Origin of the sequence: Kineosporia sp. NBRC 101677 (genome assembly GCF_030269265.1) — a bacterium.
Classification (GTDB): domain Bacteria; phylum Actinomycetota; class Actinomycetes; order Actinomycetales; family Kineosporiaceae; genus Kineosporia; species Kineosporia rhizophila.
Genome location: NZ_BSTA01000006.1, coordinates 247,944 through 266,253, shown reverse-complemented (window position 1 = coordinate 266,253; position 18,310 = coordinate 247,944). Strand labels below are relative to the sequence as shown.

Sequence of the window (18,310 nt, the reverse complement as noted above, 5' to 3'; positions counted from 1 at the left end):
GATTCTCTGGAGTGCCGGACCATAGGGCAGCGGTGCCAGTCTTCCTATCGTGATGCCCATGCCCCCTACATCCCCAGCATTCGTCGCGGCCCCGGACGTCGCGGCCCTGGCCGCCGGTGCGGCGATCTTCGGCACCGGCGGCGGCGGGGCCGTGCACACCGCCCAGGTGGTGGCCGAGCAGGCGCTGCTCGAGAACGGCCCGGTGCCCCTGGTGACGGTCGACGACCTCGGCCCGGACGACCTGGTGATGCTGATGTCCGGCATCGGCGCCCCCACCGTCGGGATCGAGATGCTCTCCTCCCGCCACCAGATCGACCTGCTCGTGCGGGAGGCCCAGACCGCCGCCGGGCGCCCGATCACCACCCTGATGGCGGCCGAGATCGGCGGCAGCAACGGTGTCGGCCCGGTCGGCTGGGCCTCCCGCCTGGGCCTGAAACTGCTCGACGCCGACGGCATGGGCCGGGCCTTCCCGAGCGCCGCCATGGTCTCGATGAACGTGGCCGGACTGCCCTGCGACTTCGCGATCCTCAGCGACGTGGTCGGCAACGTCTCGGTGATCAAGACCATCGACCTGCACTGGCTGGAGCGTCACGCCCGGGCCCTGACCGTGGCCAGCGGCTCCATCTGCCTGGGCGCGCACTACCCGTTGACCGCCGAGACCGCCCGCGGGGCCGTGGTCGAGGGCACGGTGAGCGCCGCGATCCGGGTCGGGCACGCCCTGCTGTCCTCCTCCGACCCGGTCGCCGCGGTGGCCGCCGAGCTGGGCGGATCGATCCTGCTCACCGGCAAGATCGCCGACCTGGACCGGCGCACCGAGGACGGATTCGCCCGCGGCTCGGTCACGATCGCCGGGACCGGCGCCGACCGCGGCCGCCTGCAGCGCCTGGAACTGCAGAACGAGAACCTGGTCGTCCTGGAGGACGGCGAGGTCCTGGTCAGCGTGCCGGACAACGTCACCGTGATCGACGCCGAGACCGGCCAGGCGATCACCACCGAGATGCTGCGCTACGGCCAGCGGGTGGCGGTGCTGGCCTGGGCCTGCGACCCGATCTGGCGCACCCCGCGCGGCCTGGAACTGGCCGGGCCGGGGGCCTTCGGCTACGACCTGACCTATGTGCCCTTCAAGGAGGCCACCCGATGAACCGCGACCTTTCCCTGGGCGTCGACGTGGGCGGCACGAACACCGACGCCGTCGTCATCGACGGCGCCGGCCAGGTACTCGCCTCGACGAAACGGGCCACCAGTGACGACGTCACCGGTGGCATCCGGGCCGCCATCGCGGCGGTGCTGGCCCAGCTGGGCGAGGAGCGCTCCCGGGTGTCGCGGGTGATGCTCGGCACCACGCACGCCACCAACGCCATCGTCGCCCGCCGGCACCTGGACCGGGTGGCCGCGATCCGGCTCGGGGCCCCGGCCGCCACCGAGTACCCGCCCCTGCTGGGCTGGCCGCAGGGCCTGGCCGACCTGGTCCTGGCCGGCTCGGCCATGGTCGGCGGCGGCCACATGGTCGACGGCACCCCGATCGCCCCGCTCGACCGCGACGGCATCCGCCGATTCCTCGACCGGACCGAGGGTTTCGACGCGGTCGCGGTCACCGGCATCTTCAGCCCCTCCTCACCCGAGCAGGAACTCACGGTCGCCGAACTGGTGCGCGAGCACCGGGGCCCGGGCACCCGGGTGTTCCTGAGCCAGGACATCGGCCCGACCGGCCTGCTGGAGCGGGAGAACGCCACGGTGCTGAACGCGGCGCTGTACAGCGTGGCCCGCTCGGTCACCGAGGCCCTGGTCACCGTGGTGGCCGAGGAGGGGATCGACGCGGTCACCTTCTTCGCCCAGAACGACGGCACCCTGATGTCGCTGGACTACGCCGCCCAGTACCCGGTGCTGACCATCGGCTCCGGCCCGGCCAACTCGATCCGCGGGGCCGCGCACCTGTCCGGCGCCGAGCACGCCATCGTGGTGGATGTCGGCGGCACCACCTCCGACCTGGGCGTGGTGGTCAACGGATTCCCGCGCGAGTCCACCCTGCCGCGCGAGATCGGCGGAGTGCGGACCAACTTCCGGATGCCTGACATCCTCAGCCTCGGAATCGGCGGCGGCACCACCGTCGACCCGCAGACCGGCGCCGTCGGTCCCGGCTCGGTGGGCCACCGGATCACCACCGAGGCCCTGCTGTTCGGCGGCACCACCCCCACTCTCACCGACGCGGCCGCCCTGGCCGGCGCCGTGATCGACGGCCGCTCGCTGCCGGCCCAGTCCCGCGCCACCAGCAATCTGCTCAAGACCGCGCTCGAAGAGGCCCGCCAACAACTTGAGGACGCCGTTGAGCGGCTTTCGCTCGGCCGGGCCGACCTGCCCCTCGTAGTGGTGGGCGGAGGCGGATTCCTGGTTCCCGACGACCTTCCCGGCGCCGGGCCGGTACTGCGGCCCGGACACGGTGACGTGGCCAACGCCGTCGGCGCGGCGATCTCGCTCGCCGGTGGCCGCGCCGACCAGATCAGCAGCCTGGAAGACCGGGAGGCCGCCGTGGCCCAGGCCTGTGAGGCCGCCGTGGCCAAGGCGATCCACGCCGGAGCGGACCCGCTCCAGGTCAGCGTGGTGGACATCCTCGAGACCCCGGTGACCTACACCGACCGCCCCACCGTGAAGGTGTCGGTCAAGGCGGCCGGGCCCCTGGCCCGCCTGGGTGAGAAGGCCGGCGCATGAACGACCTCGTGCACCTGCGTCGCACCCTGCACCAGCAGCCCGAGGTCGGCCTGGACCTGCCCCGCACCCAGGCCACGATCATCGCCGCCCTGCAGGGGCTGGACCTGGAGATCAGCACCGGAGAAGGACTCAGCTCGGTGACGGCCGTGCTGCGCGGCGGAAGCCCGGGCCCGGTGGTGCTTCTGCGCTCGGACATGGACGCCCTGCCGGTGGTCGAGGCCACCGGCCTGGACTTCGCCTCGACCAACGGGGCGATGCACGCCTGCGGCCACGACCTGCACATGGCCGGGCTCGTCGGAGCCGCCCGGATGCTCGCTGCCCGACGTGAAGAACTGCCCGGCACAGTCGTGTTCATGTTCCAGCCCGGCGAGGAGGGCTTCGCCGGAGGCCGCCTGATGCTGGAGGAAGGCGTGCTCGAGGCCGCCGGAGAACGACCGGTGGCGGCCTACGCCGTGCATGTGGACTGCGTGACGCCGGGAGGTCAGGCCGTCACCCGGCCGGGGCCGATGATGGCCAGCGCCAGTGCTCTCAAGGTGCGCGTGGCCGGAACCGGTGGCCACGCCGCCTTCCCGCACCACGCCGTCGATCCGGTGCCGGTGGCAGCCGAGATCGTCCTGGCTGTGCAGTCATTCGCTGCGCGGAGGCTGCCGGTGAGCGATCCCGCCGTGCTGTCGGTCACCCGCCTGCGGTCCGATTCGGTAGCGAGCAACGTCCTGGCCGGCTCGGTCGAACTGGAGGTGAACATCCGTGCGCTTTCGCGTGAGACCCTCACCAGCGTCCGTAAGCAGTTGCCCCTCTTGCTCACCGCGATCGGTGAGGCCCACGGATGCACCGTGGAGACGGAGTTCATCGAATCCTACCCGGTGACCGTCAATGACCCGGACGAAACCGCCCACGTGCTGGCCGTTCTGGACGAAATCTACGGCGACCAGGTAGTGCGCCTGCCGTTCCCGGGTATGGCCTCGGAAGACTTCGCCTACGTGCTGGAGCAGGTTCCGGGCACCCTGGTCTTCCTCGGCGTGGGCCCGGCAGACGGCGCCAGTGGGCCGATGCACTCCGACACAGCCACTTTCGACGACTCACGGCTGGAGGAACACGCGGCGCTGCTGGTGGAGTTGGCCTGGCGCCGTCTCACGCGTTGACTACTGGGTGGAGGCGTCGACGTCCACGTCGGCCCAGACCTGGGTCCAGTCGATGCTGAGTCCATCCATGATGCGGCGGGCCCCTTCGCTGACCCTGGCCTCGGTCCAGCCGTTCTCGGTGCGCCGGTGAACCGTGACATGGCGCTGCCGGTGGTCCACGAACAGGATCGTCTCGCAGGAGGGCAGGCCCTGGTAGGCGTAGAGACGTTCGGTGACGTCAAGAGGATCGTTGCTGGGGGACAGGACCTCCACCACCACCCGGGCGTCGTCCTCGAAGAGGCGATCGGCGGCGTCACCGCAGCGGATGAGCAGGTCCGGGTAGTAGCCGGTGTCCCGGCTGGTGCGGATCTTCCGGTTCTGGACGAAGACCCGGCCGGGGGTGCCCCGCAGATGCGGGCGAACCTGGTCGTAGAGGGCCTGCACGGTCAGGTCGTGCCGCTCACTGGCCCCGGCCATGGGGCGCACGCGTCCCCTGAGGAGCTCGTGACGTCGCCCTTCGTACACCTCTTCGAAGCGGACATACTCGTCCCAGGTCAGTAGGACGGGCCTGTCCTCAGACACGACGAAGTCAGCCCTTCAGTGCCACCACGTCGGCGAGCACCCCGCCCGCGGTCATCCGCTCGGGGGCGGGGGAGTCGTAGACCACCAGCAGGTGGTCCTCGTCGAGCAGGGTGATGCCCTCGGCGTGGTCGGCGCCGTTGCCGTGCGGCAGCGACATCAGCGTCTCCAGTTCGTGGCCGCGCACCACGTCGGCGGCCTCCACCACCATCCCGTTGCGCCAGCGGATCACCCGGATCGGGCCCGAGATGCTCATGCTCGGGCCGGCCAGGATCAGCAGGTCGTCGCCGTGCGGGCAGAGGTCGCGGATGCCCAGGCCGCCCAGGTCGAGGAAGTGCGTACGGTAGCGCTCACGCCCGCCCAGGGGAGCCAGGACGAGGCGGTGCTCGTCCTTGGGGTCGGTGACGGGGCGGATCTCCAGGAGGGTGGCCCAGCCGCGTAGCACCGGCCCGCGCATACCCAGGTACAGCCGGTCACGGTGGGCAGCGATGCCCTCGATGTCTACGCCGTTGTCCTTGCCGGGGATGCTCAGGAACGGCACCAGGTGCGGATCGTGCTCCTGCGCCAGCATCTCGGTGACTGAGTCGCCCCGTCCGCCCAGCACCGCCGATGTCAGGCGCCGGTCGCCGTCGATCACCGTACGGGCGAGCGCCGGCCCACCGTCGGCGTCGGTGGTGACCGCCAGCCGCATCAGCGTGTAGCGGTTCTCCTCGCGCAGCACCTTGGCCAGCCGCTTACGGGCCTTCGCGTCGGGGTGCACGTCTTTGATCCGGCGCCGCTTCAGACTGTGCGAACCAACGGCCCACAGCCAGTCGCCGCTTCGGGCCAGACCTTCGATGTCGGCCTCGTCCTCGGCGCCGGCCGGCAGGGGGACCAGATCGGCCAGGCGCACGGTGCGGTGCTCGTCGTAACGCTCCGGTCCGGTACCGGCGGGAATGGCGGTGAGCCGTTCCAGGGTGGCGGTCTCGTCTCCCGCCACCCACAGATGGCTACCGTCGGTGCGGATGCCGGAGAGGTTGACGTGCGTGGTGGCGGCCTGCGCCGCGGAGTCGAACACCAGCTCGACCTGACGTTCGGGCAGCCGCCATTCGTCCATGCCGCTCATCCTGGCACGCTGAGCCACGCTCCGTCCCAGGATGTGACGCACTGACCAGGGGCCGGAACGGCTCCCCGTCACCCGGACGGGTCAGCCCACGGCTGCGAAGCGCCGGCGGTAGTCCGACGGACTCACGCCCAAGTGCTTACGGAACAAACTCCGCAGATGCGCAGCCGAACCGATCCCGGATCGGTGCGCAACCACGTCCATAGTTAATGCCCCCTGCTCGATCAGGCGACAGGCCAGCGCGACCCGCTGCGCCGTGAGCCAGCCCAGCGGGGTAGTGCCGATCTCGTCCCGGAACCGGCGGTGCAGCGTACCTACGCTCATCCGGCCCTCCCGGGCCAGATCCTCGACGCTGAGTTTGAGGTGCAGCCGTTCCAGAGCCCAATTGAGGACGCTCGCGAGCGGGCTTTCGGTAGCGGCGGGCAGGGGCTGCTCGACGAACTGCCGCTGCCCGCCGTCGCGAAATGCGGCGAACACCAGCCGCCGGCCCACGTGGTTGGCCACTTCGGTGCCGTAGTCGCGCCGCACGATGTGCAGGGAAAGGTCCAGCGCGGCGGCGCTACCGGCCGAGGTGAGCACGTCGCCGTCGTCGATGAAGAGCACGTCGGGCTCAAGCTGCACGTTAGGGAAGCGGGCCCGGAACTCGTCGGCCAGCTGCCAGTGCACCGCGGCGCGACGCCCCTCCAGCACACCCGCCTCGGCCAGCGTGAACGCGCCGGTGCAGAGCCCGACCAGGTGGGCGCCGCGCTCGTGGGCCCGCCGGACGGCGGCCAGCACCGCGGGGCGGGAGGGGATGTCGACGTCGGGGCGGTTCGGCACGATGACCAGGTCAGCGTGCTCGACGTCGGCCAGGCGCCCGTCGGCCTGGACCCGGAACAGGCCGTCGCGCATGGTCACCGACCGGCCGGGGGTGACGATCGACAGGTCGTACAGGTTGTGCCCGATCTCCGGGCGCACCCGCTGCCCGAAGATCTCGCAGGCGCAACCCACCTCGAACGGGTTGGAATGCTCGTCGACGATCAGCGCGACCTTCGGCGGGTTCTGGGGGGTGGCGCAGGATCCTTGCGGCATGCGTCATTTCTACCGCTGTTCGCCCCGGTCCGCCGATGCCACGATCGGTGCCTCGACACCAGGTGACGGAGGACGGCAATGATCGAAAAGGTTTCGCTGACCGGGGTTGCGCACGAACTCGAGGAGTTCTGGTCGCAGCGGGTGGTCGGCGCGGGCAACGGCAACCTGTTCAAGGTGGCCAAGGGCACCGGCTCGACGAACTGGCACAGCCACCACGACCAGGACGAGACGTTCGTGATGCTCGAGGGCACCCTCATCGTGCAGTTGCGCGACGGCGACGTGGAACTCGGGCCGGGAGACCTGCTGGTGATCCCGCGAGGGGTGGAGCACTGCCCGAAAGCCGAGGGAGAGGCCCGGTTCCTGCTGGTCGGGCCGGAGATCACCTCGAACGCGGCCGGTGGCAGGCCGGACTGGAGCCGGCGCTGATCCCGGACATCATATTTGTCTCGCGTGGGGCTCATCGTTTCGTCAAGTGGGACTTTCGGCCTTGACCGACCATCCGCAATGCGGCAATTCTCCCGAGTGAGCCTCCCTGAACGGCTCGTGTCACGCTCACTGAGGAGTACCTGTGTCCCCCCTTTCCCGTTCGATCCGACCGCGCGGCCGTAGGTCCGTGGCGGTCCTGAGCGGCTCGGTCCTGGCCCTGCTGGCCGGCGCCCTGGCCTTCAGTCCGGTGGGCCCGGCCAGCGCCGCCGACCCGGAACCGGTCGCGGCCGAGGACGTGCCGACTTCCGACACCCCTGACTTCGGCCCGAACGTGAAGATCTTCGATCCGTCCACCCCGGCGGGCACCGTGCAGGCGGCCTTCGACGAGGCCTTCGACGCGCACAATGTGAGCCCCACCGCGCAGTTCGGTGAGCAGCGCTACGCCTTCCTGTTCAAACCCGGTACCTACGGGCGGGTCTGGGCCAACCTCGGCTTCTACACCTCGGTGGCCGGCCTGGGGCAGAACCCCGACGACGTGACCATCGAGGGTGCGGTCAACGTGGACTCGGGCTGGAACTACGGCGACACCGCCAACGCCACCCAGAACTTCTGGCGCAGCGTCGAAAACCTCTCGATCAAGCCGGAGAACGGCACCAACCGCTGGGCGGTCTCGCAGGCCGCGCCCATGCGCCGGGTGCACGTCAAGGGCGACCTGACGCTCGCCCCGTCGAACCAGGACAACGGGCAGGGTTACTCCAGCGGCGGTTACCTGGCCGACAGCAAGGTCGACGGCAAGGTCTCTTCCGGCTCGCAGCAGCAGTGGTACACCCGCGACAGCTCGATCGGCAGCTGGGAGGGCGGCGTCTGGAACATGGTCTTCTCCGGCGTGGAGGGGGCACCGGCCAACGCCTTCCCCAACCCGCCGCACACCACGCTCGACACCACCCCGGTCACCCGCGAGAAGCCGTACCTCTACCTCGACGATGCCGGCAAGTACCAGGTGTTCGTGCCCTCGCTGCAGCAGGACTCGTCGGGCACCAGCTGGCCCGGCACCGCGGGTGAGTCGATCCCGATGAGCAAATTCTACGTGGCTAAGCCGGAAGACAGCGCGGCCCGGATCAACTCGGCGCTGGAGCAGGGCCTGAACCTGTTCTTCACCCCGGGCCGCTACGAGATCGACGAGACGATCAAGGTGACGAACCCGGACACGGTGATCACCGGTATCGGCTTCCCGACCCTGGTCCCGACCGGTGGTGTCACCGGCCTGAGCGTGGCCGACGTCGCGGGGGTGAAGGTCAGCGGCCTGACGTTCGACGCCGGCACGGCCAACAGCGAGACCCTGATGACGGTGGGCACGCCGGGCGAGCACCAGGACCACGCCGGGAACCCGACCAGCATCCAGGACGTCTTCTTCCGGATCGGCAGCGACGTCCAGGGCAAGGCCACCACGACGCTCGAGGTCAACAGCGACGACACGATCATCGATCACATCTGGGCCTGGCGCGCCGACCACGGTGGCGCGCCCACCGGGTGGGACGTGAACACCGGCGACACCGGGCTGATCGTGAACGGTGACGACGTGCTGGCCACCGGCCTGTTCGTCGAGCACTACCAGAAGTACGAGGTGATCTGGAACGGCAACCGCGGCCGGACCATCTTCTTCCAGAACGAGAAGCCGTACGACGTGCCCGACCAGGCCGCCTGGATGAACGGCACGCAGAACGGTTACGCCGCCTACAAGGTCGGCGACGACGTCACCGAACACGAGGTGTGGGGCGGTGGCTCGTACGCGTTCTTCAACGTCAACCCGGACGTGAAGCTGGACCACAGCTTCGAGGTGCCGGAGCGGGACGGAGTGAAGCTGCACAGCATCCTCACCGTCTCGCTCGGCGACAAGGGCACGATCAGCAACGTGGTCAACAACACCGGCGGGGCGGTGCCCAACCCGGCCGGCAACACCACACCGCGCAACGTCGTCTCGTATCCGTGAGACGCAGTGCGGGGATCCGGATCGGCTTCCGGATCCCCGCACGGCCCGGTCAGCGGGCGGGCCACTCCAGGCGCCCGTCGATCACCCGGGTGTCGGCCTGCTTCAGCCGGGTGAGCACGGGCAGGATCTCGACGTGGATGATGCCGGGCAGGCGGCCCACGTCGTCGGTCACGAACCGGAACAGCTGATCGGTGTCGCGGCAGGTCACCGCGGCCGCGATGTTGGCCGGGCCGGTGATCGCAGCCACCCAGCTGGTCCACGGGCGGCCGGCCAGCGCCTCGCCGACCTTGCGGATGTGGCGCGGCGCCACCTGTAACAGCAGCGTCGCCGAGGCGCGGAAGCCGAAACGTTCGAGCAGCACGTCGACATCGACGTTCACGGCGCCGGAGTCGAGCAGCGCCTGAAGGTGGGTGGCAACCCGGGAGGTGGGCCAGTTCAGCTCCCGAGCGAGCTGGGAGATGCTGGCCCGGCCATCAATACGCAGCGCCCCGAGCAGTGGCCGGTCTTCGTCGGCGACGGTCGCCGGCGCCTGCCCGCCGGTCGGCAAGCTGGTGGGCCCGGAACTCAGGGGCTGGTCGAAGCCGGACCATTCGGCTGGGCCGCCCGAGTAGGAGTGCAACACCGAGTAGGCCGAGAACGACAGCAGGCTCGCGCTGTTCGACAGGCGGGGCAGCACCCCGGTGCCGCACGCGGCGTCGGCCGGCAGGGTGGTCGTGCACATCAATTCCGAGCCGCCGGAGTGAGCGGCAACCCAGGCCACATCGGGCCGGGCGGCCAGAGCGGCGCCCAGCCGGCTCGAGGTGTCGGGGCGGCACTGCATCCGCAGCAGCCACAGGGCCCGCCCGGTGCCCAGGGCCGATTCGTTGACGAAGACCCGCAGGGCCCCGGCCTCGCGCATGGCCCGGTAGCGACGGGCTGCGGTCTGCTCAGAGACGCCGGCCGCTTCAGCGATCCGCCGCATCGGAGCTCGGCCGTCCAGTATCAGGCACTGGAGGATCTGCTGATCGAGGACGTCCACCGTGGCAGTTTAGGTGCCCATATTGACGGCGATGGAAGTTCGTGGCCGGATCGGGCGAACATCTGGATGCCGAGGTGGGCCCGGCCGACACTGACCGTATGGCAGTCCTGACCACCTACTCCAGCTCACTCCGACCCCGGCCCCGCCTGCAGGTGCTGATCGCCAGCACCCGCCCGGGACGGGCCGGAGAGCCCACCGGGCGCTGGATCGCGCAGATCGCAGTCGAGCACGGCGGGTTCGACGTGGAAGTCGTCGACCTGGCCGAGGTCGGGCTGCCGATGTTCGCCGAGCCCGAGCACCCCAGCCGTTCCGACTACCAGCTGGCCTCCACCCGCGCCTTCAGCGCCACCGTCCAGCGGGCTGATGCCTTCGCCTTCGTCATGCCCGAGTACAACCACGGCTACAACGCGGCCCTGAAGAACGCCCTCGACCACCTCTTCCACGAGTGGCGGGACAAGCCGGTGGCCCTGGTCAGCTACGGCGGGGTGGCCGGCGGCGCCAGGGCCGCCATGGCCCTGGAACCGGTCCTGATCGCCCTGGGGATGCGGGTGACCGGCTTCGTGCCCATCCCGTTCATCGAGACGCTCATCCACCAGGACGGTGAACACCCCTCGTTCCGCCCCACCGAAGCAGTGGAGCGCAGCGCCCGCAAGGCCCTCGACGGCCTGGCCACGACGGTGCTGCCGCGGATCCCGTCGGCCCGCTAGACCCGCATCTCCTACGACGCGAAGAAGCAACGATCATGCCCCAGTTCGAAGAACTCGCCCGCAACGTCACCCTGGCCGAACAGCTCGAGGAGGGTGGTGGCCCGGTCGTCCTGGTCAATGTACTGCGGGTCGACGAGGCCGACGTCGACCAGCTGCTCCTGGCCTGGTCCACCGATGCCGCCGCGCTCAAGCGCCGGCCCGGTTTCATCTCCACCCAGCTGTACCGAGGCATCGCCGGCAGCAGCACCTTCCTCAACCACGCCGTCTGGGAATCCGTCGAGGCCTACAAGACCTCCCGGCTCGACTCCGACGTCCGGGCCGCCGCCCGCGACCTCTACCCGGCCAGCCTGGTCGCGAGCCCGCACCTGTTCCGGGCCGAGGCCGTACCCGGCCTCTGCGTGGCCTGAAGCAGCTCTACTGCGCGCCCAGAAACAGTTCGGTGATGGCGGTGTGGTCGTCGTTGAACTTGCCCGGGGTGGTGGTCTGGTTGATCCGCAACCGGATGGTCTGCGTCTGCACCGGGTCGATCTGCTTGTACTGGATCTCGCGCTCGCCGTCGTCCAGGTCCTGGTTGACGCTCGGGCCGCCGTCGAACAGCCAGGTCACCGAGCGGATGCGGCGGGCCGAGGTGTAGCGGTCGTCGCCGGAGGTGGCGTCGATCTTGGTGTAGCCGTTGGTCAGGCCGACCGTGCGGATCTCGGTGCTGGTCGGCAGGGTGATGGTGATCTCCTCGCCGGAGTAGTAACCGGTTGCCCGCCAGGCCGTTTCGAGGTCGTCGTCGACCAGGTTCGCGGTGCTGTAGGTGATGGTCTGGCCAGCCCCGTCGACGCCCGGGTCGCCGGTGCGGTCGGCCACGATCGTGGCGTTCTTGGCCAGGTTCTCGCCGGTCGGGGCGGCCGAGGCGGTGGGGGCGTTCGGGTCGGGCAGGTCGGAGGGGCGCCACCTGGAGTTGTTGCCGTCGTCGCCGGTGGGGGCGAGCACGTTGAGGGCGACGAAGGCCAGCAGCAGCACGGCGATGACTGATGCCCCCCTCAGCAGCCACGGACGCTCGGAGTCACCGGTGGTGTGTTTGCCCGGCGCCGCGACGTGGGGGGTCGCGGCGGTGGGGAAGTGCAGCCCGCAGCGGGGGCATTCGGGGTCGGCGGGCAGGTAGGGGGCGCCGCAGCGGCTGCAGCTCACTGGGCCGGCCCGTCGAGCTGGTTACGGGTGCGCCGGCGGAACTCCTCGGCGCTGAATCCGGAACGTTCCATCGACTCGGCCACCGTGTCGACCACCTGCTGCTCGATGAGCCGGATCTGGCGTTGCGTGGCCATGCCCGCCAGGAGGTCGGGGGACTCCTGGTCGGTGCCGAGTTCACGCACGCCGGCCCGGGCCCCGCGGCCGGTGGTCGCGGCGGAGCCGAGCTGGCGCATCCGGCTGCGCAGGTCCCACGAGACGTGGTCCTGGCCGATCAGGGCCAGGAACAGGCGCAGGGGAGCGCGCAGCAGGAGCCCCGGCACCTCGGGCAGTGCGCTGACTGCGGTACGCAGTACGACGCCGAGGTCGGAGGGGGTGTACTGGTCGACCTCGCGGTAGCTGGGTCGTACCGGGGGCAGGGAGCAGCCGATCACGTCGAGGTGCAGGGTCTGCGCCTCGACCAGGCAGCGCACGAACACCCAGATCTCGGAGTCGCCGTGGCCGGGCGCCATCCGCACGCTCAGGTACCGGTGCACGCCCGCGCTGTCGGCCTCGGCCAGCAGTTCCATCTGCTCGGGCGTGAGCCGGTGCTGCAGCAGACCGGTGGCGGCGTCGGTGCGCGGGTCGTCGGCCCGCGCCGCGGCCGGTGTGACCAGCCGGTCCTGGACCGAGACCTCGTTCTGCGGGCCGGTGTCGTGCAGCCGGGCCAGGTCGCGGGAGAGCGCATCGCGCAACGAATCGGTGGTCAGCTCGGGTTCGCCGCTGCCCGGGTCGCTGCCGGAACCGATCAGGGGGACGGCCTGGGTCCAGGAGCGCTGGACGGTACCGGCCCCCACGAACGGACGCTCGGAGGCGTCGGGTGGGTAGTAGGTGACGTTGCCGCTCTGCGCCTCGGCGATGTACCGCAGCCGGGCCTGGTGCTTCTTGGGGCCGGTGGGGCTGGTGGAGGGCACGAACCGGCGCGGCATCAGGCGGTCGAGAATGATCTGGCGGTTGGCCAGTCGCTCGACGACCACCGCGGTCCAGGCCGAGCCCAGCACCACCAGCAGGACGCCGAGCGTCTGCACCAGGACCGACCCGAAGGAGTCGGTCTCCTCGTAGCCGGTCGAGCCGTCGATCGAGGAGAACAGGTTCGAGTGCGACTCCAGGAAGAGCAGCGCGACCAGCAGGCTGATCAGGGCCGCACCGACGTGGGCCACGGCGGTGCCGAAGCGCAGCCGGGCCACCGCCTTCAGCGCGCGCCAGAGCAGCAGGGCGGTGACCACCAGGGCGAGCACGGCCAGCAGGATTTTGGCCTGGATGACCAGGAAGACCACCAGGACGGCGGTGAGGACGGCGTCGCGGACGATCTGGTGTCGCCGGGCGTTGAGGGCGTGGCGGACCACGGGCACCGCGTCGGTGCTGAACGCAGGAGCCACGGCGCGGTCGCGGCGGCCCAGGAACTCGTCGAGCACGGCGTTGCGGAAGTCGGCGTCGAGGTAGGTGCCGGCGCTGAGGTAGCGGGTGGAGCCGCTGCGCTGCAGACGGCGCTGTGCCGACGTCGGTGGCAGGTCCAGTGGCCTGTCGGACGTGTCTGCCGCCCCGCTCACTCCAGTAGCCCCCGATGCTCCTTTAACAGCCAAACGGAGCATACCAAGCCGACCCACCCGTCCTTCGGGTGATCGCACCGGACCACGCGCACCGAAAGGGCCATAAGCCGCAATCGGTTCTAATCTGGTAGTCACCGGGTTTGGACCGTCCAGGGCCCGGTCTTGTCGTGATCTACGACGGGAGCTGGCTGTGAAGTCGAAAAACGTTGCTCGTCGGGCCGTCGCACGTCTCCTCGGCGCGGCCGTCCTCTCCGCCGCCCTCATCGGCGTCGCCCCCGCAGGCGCCCAAGCGGCCACCCCCACCCAGGCCGCCCTTTCCACGCAGGCGCTGCAAACGTCCTCTGTTGTTGCCGTTGCCCAGCCCACGCTGAAACGCGGCGACTCCGGACCGGCCGTGCGCACCCTGCAGAAGAAGCTGAACGCGCTGGGCTACTGGACAGGTGGCACGGCTGACGGGCAGTTCGGCGGCAACACCGAGCAGGCCGTGCTCGCCCTGAAGAAGGTCGCGCGCCTACCCCGCGACGGAATCGCCGGGCCCAAGGTCTGGCGCGCCCTGGCCGACGGGGTGCGCCCCAAGGCCCGCAGTTCGCGGGGGCACGTGATCGAGGTGGACAAGAAACGCCAGGTTCTGAAGATCGTCGACGACGGCCGGGTCCGGTTCACGCTGAATACCTCCACCGGAAGTGGCCAGCAGTACAGCAGCCAGGGCACGACCCGCGTGGCCAGCACCCCCAGTGGGCGTTACCGGGTGTACCGCCAGATCGACGGCGTCCGTCATGCCCCGCTGGGAGTGCTGTACCGACCGAAGTACTTCAACGGCGGGATCGCCGTGCACGGCGCCGACAGCGTGCCGGCCTACCCCGCCTCGCACGGCTGCGTGCGGGTGAGCAACGCGGCTGCCGACTGGATCTGGAACACCGGCAAGATGCCGATCGGAACGCGGGTGCGGGTGTACTGACGGCCGTGCCCTCCGAGGAGCCGGAGGGCACGGCCACCTAGGTCAGGGCGTGGTCCAGGACTGCGAGGCCAGGCCGTTGCAGTCGTAGATCTGCAGCTTGGTGCCGTTGGCGGTGTTGCCCTGGGGGATGTCCAGGCAGCGTCCGGACTGGGGGTTACGCAGGGCGTTGGCGGTGTGCTTCTGCCACTGCTGGGCGCCGGAGCCGTTGCACTCCCAGATCTGGACCTTGGTGAAGTTGGCGGTGCCCTGGGCGTCCACGTCCAGGCACTTGCCGAAGGCTCGGATCGAGCCGTCGCTCTCCATCGACCAGCGCTGCCCGGTGGCCGTGCCGCAGGTGTAGAGCTGCGCGGCGCGGCCGTTGTCGGCGGTGTTGGTGTCTACGTCCAGGCACTTACCGTCGGTGGTGCGGATCGTGCCGGTGGGCCCGGGGATCCGGCCGGTGCCGAAGCGCACCTCGCACTGGTTGTTCTGCCCGCGCCAGGTAGCGGCGAAGTGGGTGTAGGTCGTCCCGTCCTCACGGGGGATGGCGGGGGTGGAGTAGCCCGGGCAGGAGGGGACGCCGGTGGCGTAGCCCCCGGTGGGGTTGACGGTGACGGGGGTGGCGGCCTCGGTCCAGGCGCCGGCGCCGAGGTTGCGGTTGACGAACAGCACCGTGCCCGACTCGGCCAGTACGGCCTTGTTGCCCGTAGGCCCGGCCACCACGCGCTGGCCGGACAGCAGCAGGGTGCCGTTCGGGCCACCGCCGGAGGTCCAGGAGATGTAGGGCGTGTGCAGCAGTTCCCGGTCGTCCGAGGTGCGCACCAGGGTGCCCGCGCTGCCGGGGGCACCCCAGTTCAGCCCGTCCGCGCTGGTCTTCACGTAGACCTCGCAGGCGTGGTCGGCGTTGGTGGCGTCGCGGCACATCTCGTAGGACATGATGAAGTCGCCGTTGGGGAGCTCGGCGAACGTCTGCATGCCGGGCCGGGCGAGGTTGTCACCGGGGAAGCTGACGTCGGCGGTGAACGCCGAGCCCCAGCTCGCCCCGCCGTTGGTGGAGGTGTAGTGCCCGATCACCTGGTTGTTGGTGGGGGAGCCGGCCGGGCGCTCGTCGGAGATGAAGCAGACCAGCGAGTTGTTGTCGGCCACCAGGAAGGCCGGTTCCCAGATTCCGTGGCCCCAGCTGTTGGGCTGGCCGCTGGTCTGCGTGCAGTTGGACAGGTAGCTCCAGCTGGCGCCGCCGTTGGTGCTGCGGAAGACCTCGACCTTCTGCTGCGTGTAGTTGCCCACCTGCCAGGCCGTTCCGGCGGCCAGGATGTCGCCGGCGTTCAGCCCGGTGATGTTACGGGGCACCTCGAACAGGGTGGGGGCCTCGATGTCCCAGCCTGGGGTGTTGGAGGTGACGGTGGAGATCTGGCTCCAGGAGCTGCCGCCGTTGGTGCTGCGGTAGATCGGCAGATCGCCCCGGCTGTTGTGCCCGCCCCGGGCGAAGGTGGCCAGCATGGTCTGGTTGGCCGAGCCGTCGTGGTTGAGGCGGATGGCCCGGGGGTAGCCGGCGGTGCCATTGGGGTAGGTGGACAGGTTCGGGGAGTAGAGCACCTGCCCGGGGATGGCCGCGGCGGCGGGGGTTGCTGCGAGTACCCCTAATGCCGCGGTCAGCAGAAGCAGGGGAGCGGCCAGGGCCGCGAGCGATCGTTTCCAGTGACGCCAGTGCAGCGACCGTCCTTGGTAGCGCATGGTTTCGTCCTCCGGTTTGTTGAACTTACGGAATTACTCGGTTGGTGCGGCCGGTGGGGTGACGCGGGCGCCGCGCCGGTTGGGAGCCTCGATCGGCCCGGCGTCCACGAATGTCTTGGCCCGTACCAGGCCCTCGTCGTCCAAGAGCCAGATCCACAAGCGTTTGGACGAGGTGGGCCTGGGAGGCGCGATCACGAGAGTTGCGCTGTCGGAGAGTTGGAAGGGGTGGGCGGTGACCGGTGCGCTGGTGGTGTCGGGGGTGGGCAGGGGGAGGTCTGCCGGGTGCCCGGCCGGGGCCCAGCCGGCCTGGAGGCGGCCGGTCAGAGCGGATCCGCCGTGGTGCGAGACGTGCACGTCCAACTTGAGTTCCGCCTCGGGCACCGGGATGTCGGCGCCGGCGGCGGCCGGGACCAGGTCGACCACCAGCACGGTGTCGGTGTTGACGTCTCGGGGGTCCAGACCGCCCAGGTCCTTGCCGGTGCGGTGGTAGTCGAGCAGCCCGGCCATCTCGTGCTCGATGTCGGTCAGTTCGGTGTACACGTAGCCGGCGAACCGGTCGTGCCGGCGCAGTTCCTGGGTCTGCCAGCGCAGGTGCCAGGCCCGCTCCAGACTGGTGAAGCCCGCCCCGTACTCGCTGTTCAGGATCGGGACGCCCTGACGGGGGTGAGAGTCGTTGGCGTACAGCGACTTGTCCACCACGAAGTCGGCGCCCAGCCGCACCGGGAAGTCCTCGCGAGTGCCGGAGGCCAGGTCGGCGAGGTTGCGTGCCCAGGCGGCCGGGTCCTCGTCGTAGTAGTGCCAGTCGAGCAGGTCGGTGATCACGTGGGCCCAGCCGGAGTTGTCCACGATCGGGCGGGACTCGTCCAGGCCCCTGAGCTTCTCGTAGGCGGTGCGGGCGGCCCGGGCCCGTTCCGGACTGCCTGGGATGTCCCAGTCCAGGCCCCATTCCTCGTTGTACAGGCCCCAGATGACGATGCACGGGTGGTTCCCGTCGCGCCAGACCATCTCTGGCAACTGGTCCTCGAACGCCTGGGCTGCTGCCGGGCTGAAGCGGCTGGCGGCCGGGGGTTCGGCCCAGACCAGCACGCCCAGCTGGTCGGCGTGGTGCAGCCAGCGCGGGTCTTCCAGCTTGATGTGCTTGCGCACCAGGTTGTAGCCGTTGTCGCGGGCGATCTGCAGGTCGTGCCGCAGGGCCTGGTCGTCGGGGGCGGTCAGGCCGGTGCCGGGCCAGTAGCCCTGGTCGAGCACTCCGCGCAGGTAGAGCCGGGAACCGTTGAGCCACAGCTCTTCCCCGCGTACCTCGATGCGCCGCAGGCCACCGGTGAGCGTGACCACGTCTGGCGATCCGGCCGCGTCGGTGACCAGCTCGATCCGGTAGAGGTGGGGATCGTCCGGTGACCACAGGCGGGGGTGAGTGATCAGCAGCCGCCCACTGAAGCGTCCATTGTTGTCGGTGGTCAGCTCAACGCTCTCACGCAGCCGCGAACCGGCCACCACCCGGGCGGTGACCCGGGTTCCGGCCGGGTGATCACCGGCCAGTTCGCCGCTGAGACCGAAACCGTCGAGCTGGTCGCCGTCCAGGGCGGCGTGAGCCAGATACGTACGGCCGCGCACCTCCAGCCAGACGCTCTGCCAGATGCCGGAGGTGGGGGTGAAGCAGACCCCGTCGTAGTCGGTGCGGGGAATGGAACGCTGCTTGCCGTGCGGGATCTGGCGCTTGTCGGCCGGGGCGTGGACGCGAACCTCCAGCCGGGCCTCACCGCCGGCCGGTACGAGGTCGGTCACGTCGACCTCGAACGGCGTGTACCCACCGACGTGATGGGCGATCTGGACGCCGTCGAGCAGCACGTGGGCCTCGTGGTGCACGGCGCCGAAGCACAGAACGACCCGGTTCCCGGCCCAGGCGGCGGGTACTGAGATGGAACGACGGTAGGCGGCCCGTTCCAGCCAGGTGCGGCCCACACCGGAGGCGCTGGTCTCCCAGGCGAACGGCACCGTCACCGGGACCACAGCGTCCTCGGTCGCCAGCTCCCACAAGCCGTTCAACGACGTCCATTGCTGGGACCGGTCGAAATCGGGTCGTGGGTATTCGGGGCGGGGAAGCGCCGGGGTGGTTGCGATGCCGTCGAACTCGACGTCGGGCAGGGAGGTCAT

General features: G+C 70.1%; 16 protein-coding genes. 8 read left to right on the top strand and 8 right to left on the bottom strand.

The genetic code is table 11. The features are described 5' to 3' along the window. The first annotated feature begins 58 nt into the window (after positions 1 to 58). The 3 genes from QSK18_RS19285 to QSK18_RS19275 are packed head-to-tail and all read left to right on the top strand — an operon-like array spanning position 59 to position 3,848. The gene (locus QSK18_RS19285; RefSeq protein ID WP_285621304.1) at positions 59 to 1,141 is read left to right on the top strand and encodes an S-methyl thiohydantoin desulfurase family protein; all 1,083 of its coding nucleotides are present in this window, start codon (positions 59 to 61) and stop codon (positions 1,139 to 1,141) included. Further along, positions 1,138 to 2,706, top strand: a complete 1,569-nt coding sequence (locus QSK18_RS19280; protein ID WP_232809615.1) for a hydantoinase/oxoprolinase N-terminal domain-containing protein — start codon at positions 1,138 to 1,140, stop codon at positions 2,704 to 2,706. Before QSK18_RS19285 ends, QSK18_RS19280 begins: the two co-directional genes overlap by 4 nt. Further along, positions 2,703 to 3,848 carry a M20 metallopeptidase family protein gene (locus QSK18_RS19275; protein WP_285621301.1) on the top strand — a complete coding sequence of 382 codons (1,146 nt, stop codon included), beginning with the start codon at positions 2,703 to 2,705 and terminating at the stop codon, positions 3,846 to 3,848. Before QSK18_RS19280 ends, QSK18_RS19275 begins: the two co-directional genes overlap by 4 nt. Here QSK18_RS19275 and QSK18_RS19270 read toward each other — a convergent pair whose 3' ends face one another. The 3 genes from QSK18_RS19270 to QSK18_RS19260 form a co-directional block, all read right to left on the bottom strand. After that, on the bottom strand, positions 3,849 to 4,409 hold the full coding sequence (locus QSK18_RS19270) for a Uma2 family endonuclease (protein WP_285621298.1): 561 nt from the start codon (positions 4,407 to 4,409) through the stop codon (positions 3,849 to 3,851). A 7-nt stretch (positions 4,410 to 4,416) separates the two neighbouring features. Continuing rightward, the gene (locus QSK18_RS19265; RefSeq protein WP_232809618.1) at positions 4,417 to 5,511 is read right to left on the bottom strand and encodes a DUF3616 domain-containing protein; all 1,095 of its coding nucleotides are present in this window, start codon (positions 5,509 to 5,511) and stop codon (positions 4,417 to 4,419) included. An 81-nt stretch (positions 5,512 to 5,592) separates the two neighbouring features. After that, a complete protein-coding gene (locus tag QSK18_RS19260) occupies positions 5,593 to 6,579 on the bottom strand; it encodes a GlxA family transcriptional regulator (RefSeq protein ID WP_285621294.1) in 987 nt (328 codons plus the stop codon). Positions 6,580 to 6,657: 78 nt separating this feature from the next. Between QSK18_RS19260 and QSK18_RS19255 the strand changes: the two genes are divergently transcribed. Both QSK18_RS19255 and QSK18_RS19250 read left to right on the top strand, forming a co-directional pair. After that, a complete protein-coding gene (locus QSK18_RS19255; protein WP_232809620.1) occupies positions 6,658 to 7,005 on the top strand; it encodes a cupin domain-containing protein in 348 nt (115 codons plus the stop codon). Between the two features lie 196 nt (positions 7,006 to 7,201). Beyond that, entirely contained in the window at positions 7,202 to 8,995 is a 1,794-nt protein-coding gene (locus tag QSK18_RS19250; protein ID WP_502894227.1) for a pectate lyase-like domain-containing protein, read from the top strand. A 49-nt stretch (positions 8,996 to 9,044) separates the two neighbouring features. Here QSK18_RS19250 and QSK18_RS19245 read toward each other — a convergent pair whose 3' ends face one another. After that, positions 9,045 to 10,013 carry an Lrp/AsnC family transcriptional regulator gene (locus tag QSK18_RS19245; protein ID WP_285621287.1) on the bottom strand — a complete coding sequence of 323 codons (969 nt, stop codon included), beginning with the start codon at positions 10,011 to 10,013 and terminating at the stop codon, positions 9,045 to 9,047. Between the two features lie 98 nt (positions 10,014 to 10,111). Here QSK18_RS19245 and QSK18_RS19240 point away from each other — a divergent pair, with 98 nt between their 5' ends. After that, positions 10,112 to 10,720, top strand: a complete 609-nt coding sequence (locus QSK18_RS19240) for an NADPH-dependent FMN reductase (protein ID WP_285621284.1) — start codon at positions 10,112 to 10,114, stop codon at positions 10,718 to 10,720. Positions 10,721 to 10,755: 35 nt separating this feature from the next. Beyond that, entirely contained in the window at positions 10,756 to 11,127 is a 372-nt protein-coding gene (locus QSK18_RS19235) for an antibiotic biosynthesis monooxygenase family protein (protein WP_285621281.1), read from the top strand. A gap of 7 nt (positions 11,128 to 11,134) precedes the next feature. Here QSK18_RS19235 and QSK18_RS19230 read toward each other — a convergent pair whose 3' ends face one another. Both QSK18_RS19230 and QSK18_RS19225 read right to left on the bottom strand, forming a co-directional pair. Continuing rightward, on the bottom strand, positions 11,135 to 11,899 hold the full coding sequence (locus QSK18_RS19230; protein WP_285621278.1) for an NADase-type glycan-binding domain-containing protein: 765 nt from the start codon (positions 11,897 to 11,899) through the stop codon (positions 11,135 to 11,137). Then, positions 11,896 to 13,485 carry an AbeC-like domain-containing protein gene (locus QSK18_RS19225; RefSeq protein WP_285621276.1) on the bottom strand — a complete coding sequence of 530 codons (1,590 nt, stop codon included), beginning with the start codon at positions 13,483 to 13,485 and terminating at the stop codon, positions 11,896 to 11,898. The genes QSK18_RS19230 and QSK18_RS19225 overlap by 4 nt, the downstream gene beginning before the upstream one ends. Positions 13,486 to 13,675: 190 nt before the next feature. On the opposite strand from QSK18_RS19225, the gene QSK18_RS19220 reads away from it, so the two are divergent. Then, positions 13,676 to 14,443: a L,D-transpeptidase family protein gene (locus QSK18_RS19220; protein WP_285621273.1), complete on the top strand. Its 768-nt coding sequence runs from the start codon at positions 13,676 to 13,678 to the stop codon at positions 14,441 to 14,443. A 42-nt stretch (positions 14,444 to 14,485) separates the two neighbouring features. On the opposite strand, the gene QSK18_RS19215 is transcribed toward QSK18_RS19220, so the two are convergent. Further along, entirely contained in the window at positions 14,486 to 16,156 is a 1,671-nt protein-coding gene (locus QSK18_RS19215; protein WP_285621271.1) for a ricin-type beta-trefoil lectin domain protein, read from the bottom strand. A gap of 33 nt (positions 16,157 to 16,189) precedes the next feature. Next, positions 16,190 to 18,310 carry a glycoside hydrolase family 2 protein gene (locus QSK18_RS19210; RefSeq protein WP_232809628.1) on the bottom strand — a complete coding sequence of 707 codons (2,121 nt, stop codon included), beginning with the start codon at positions 18,308 to 18,310 and terminating at the stop codon, positions 16,190 to 16,192.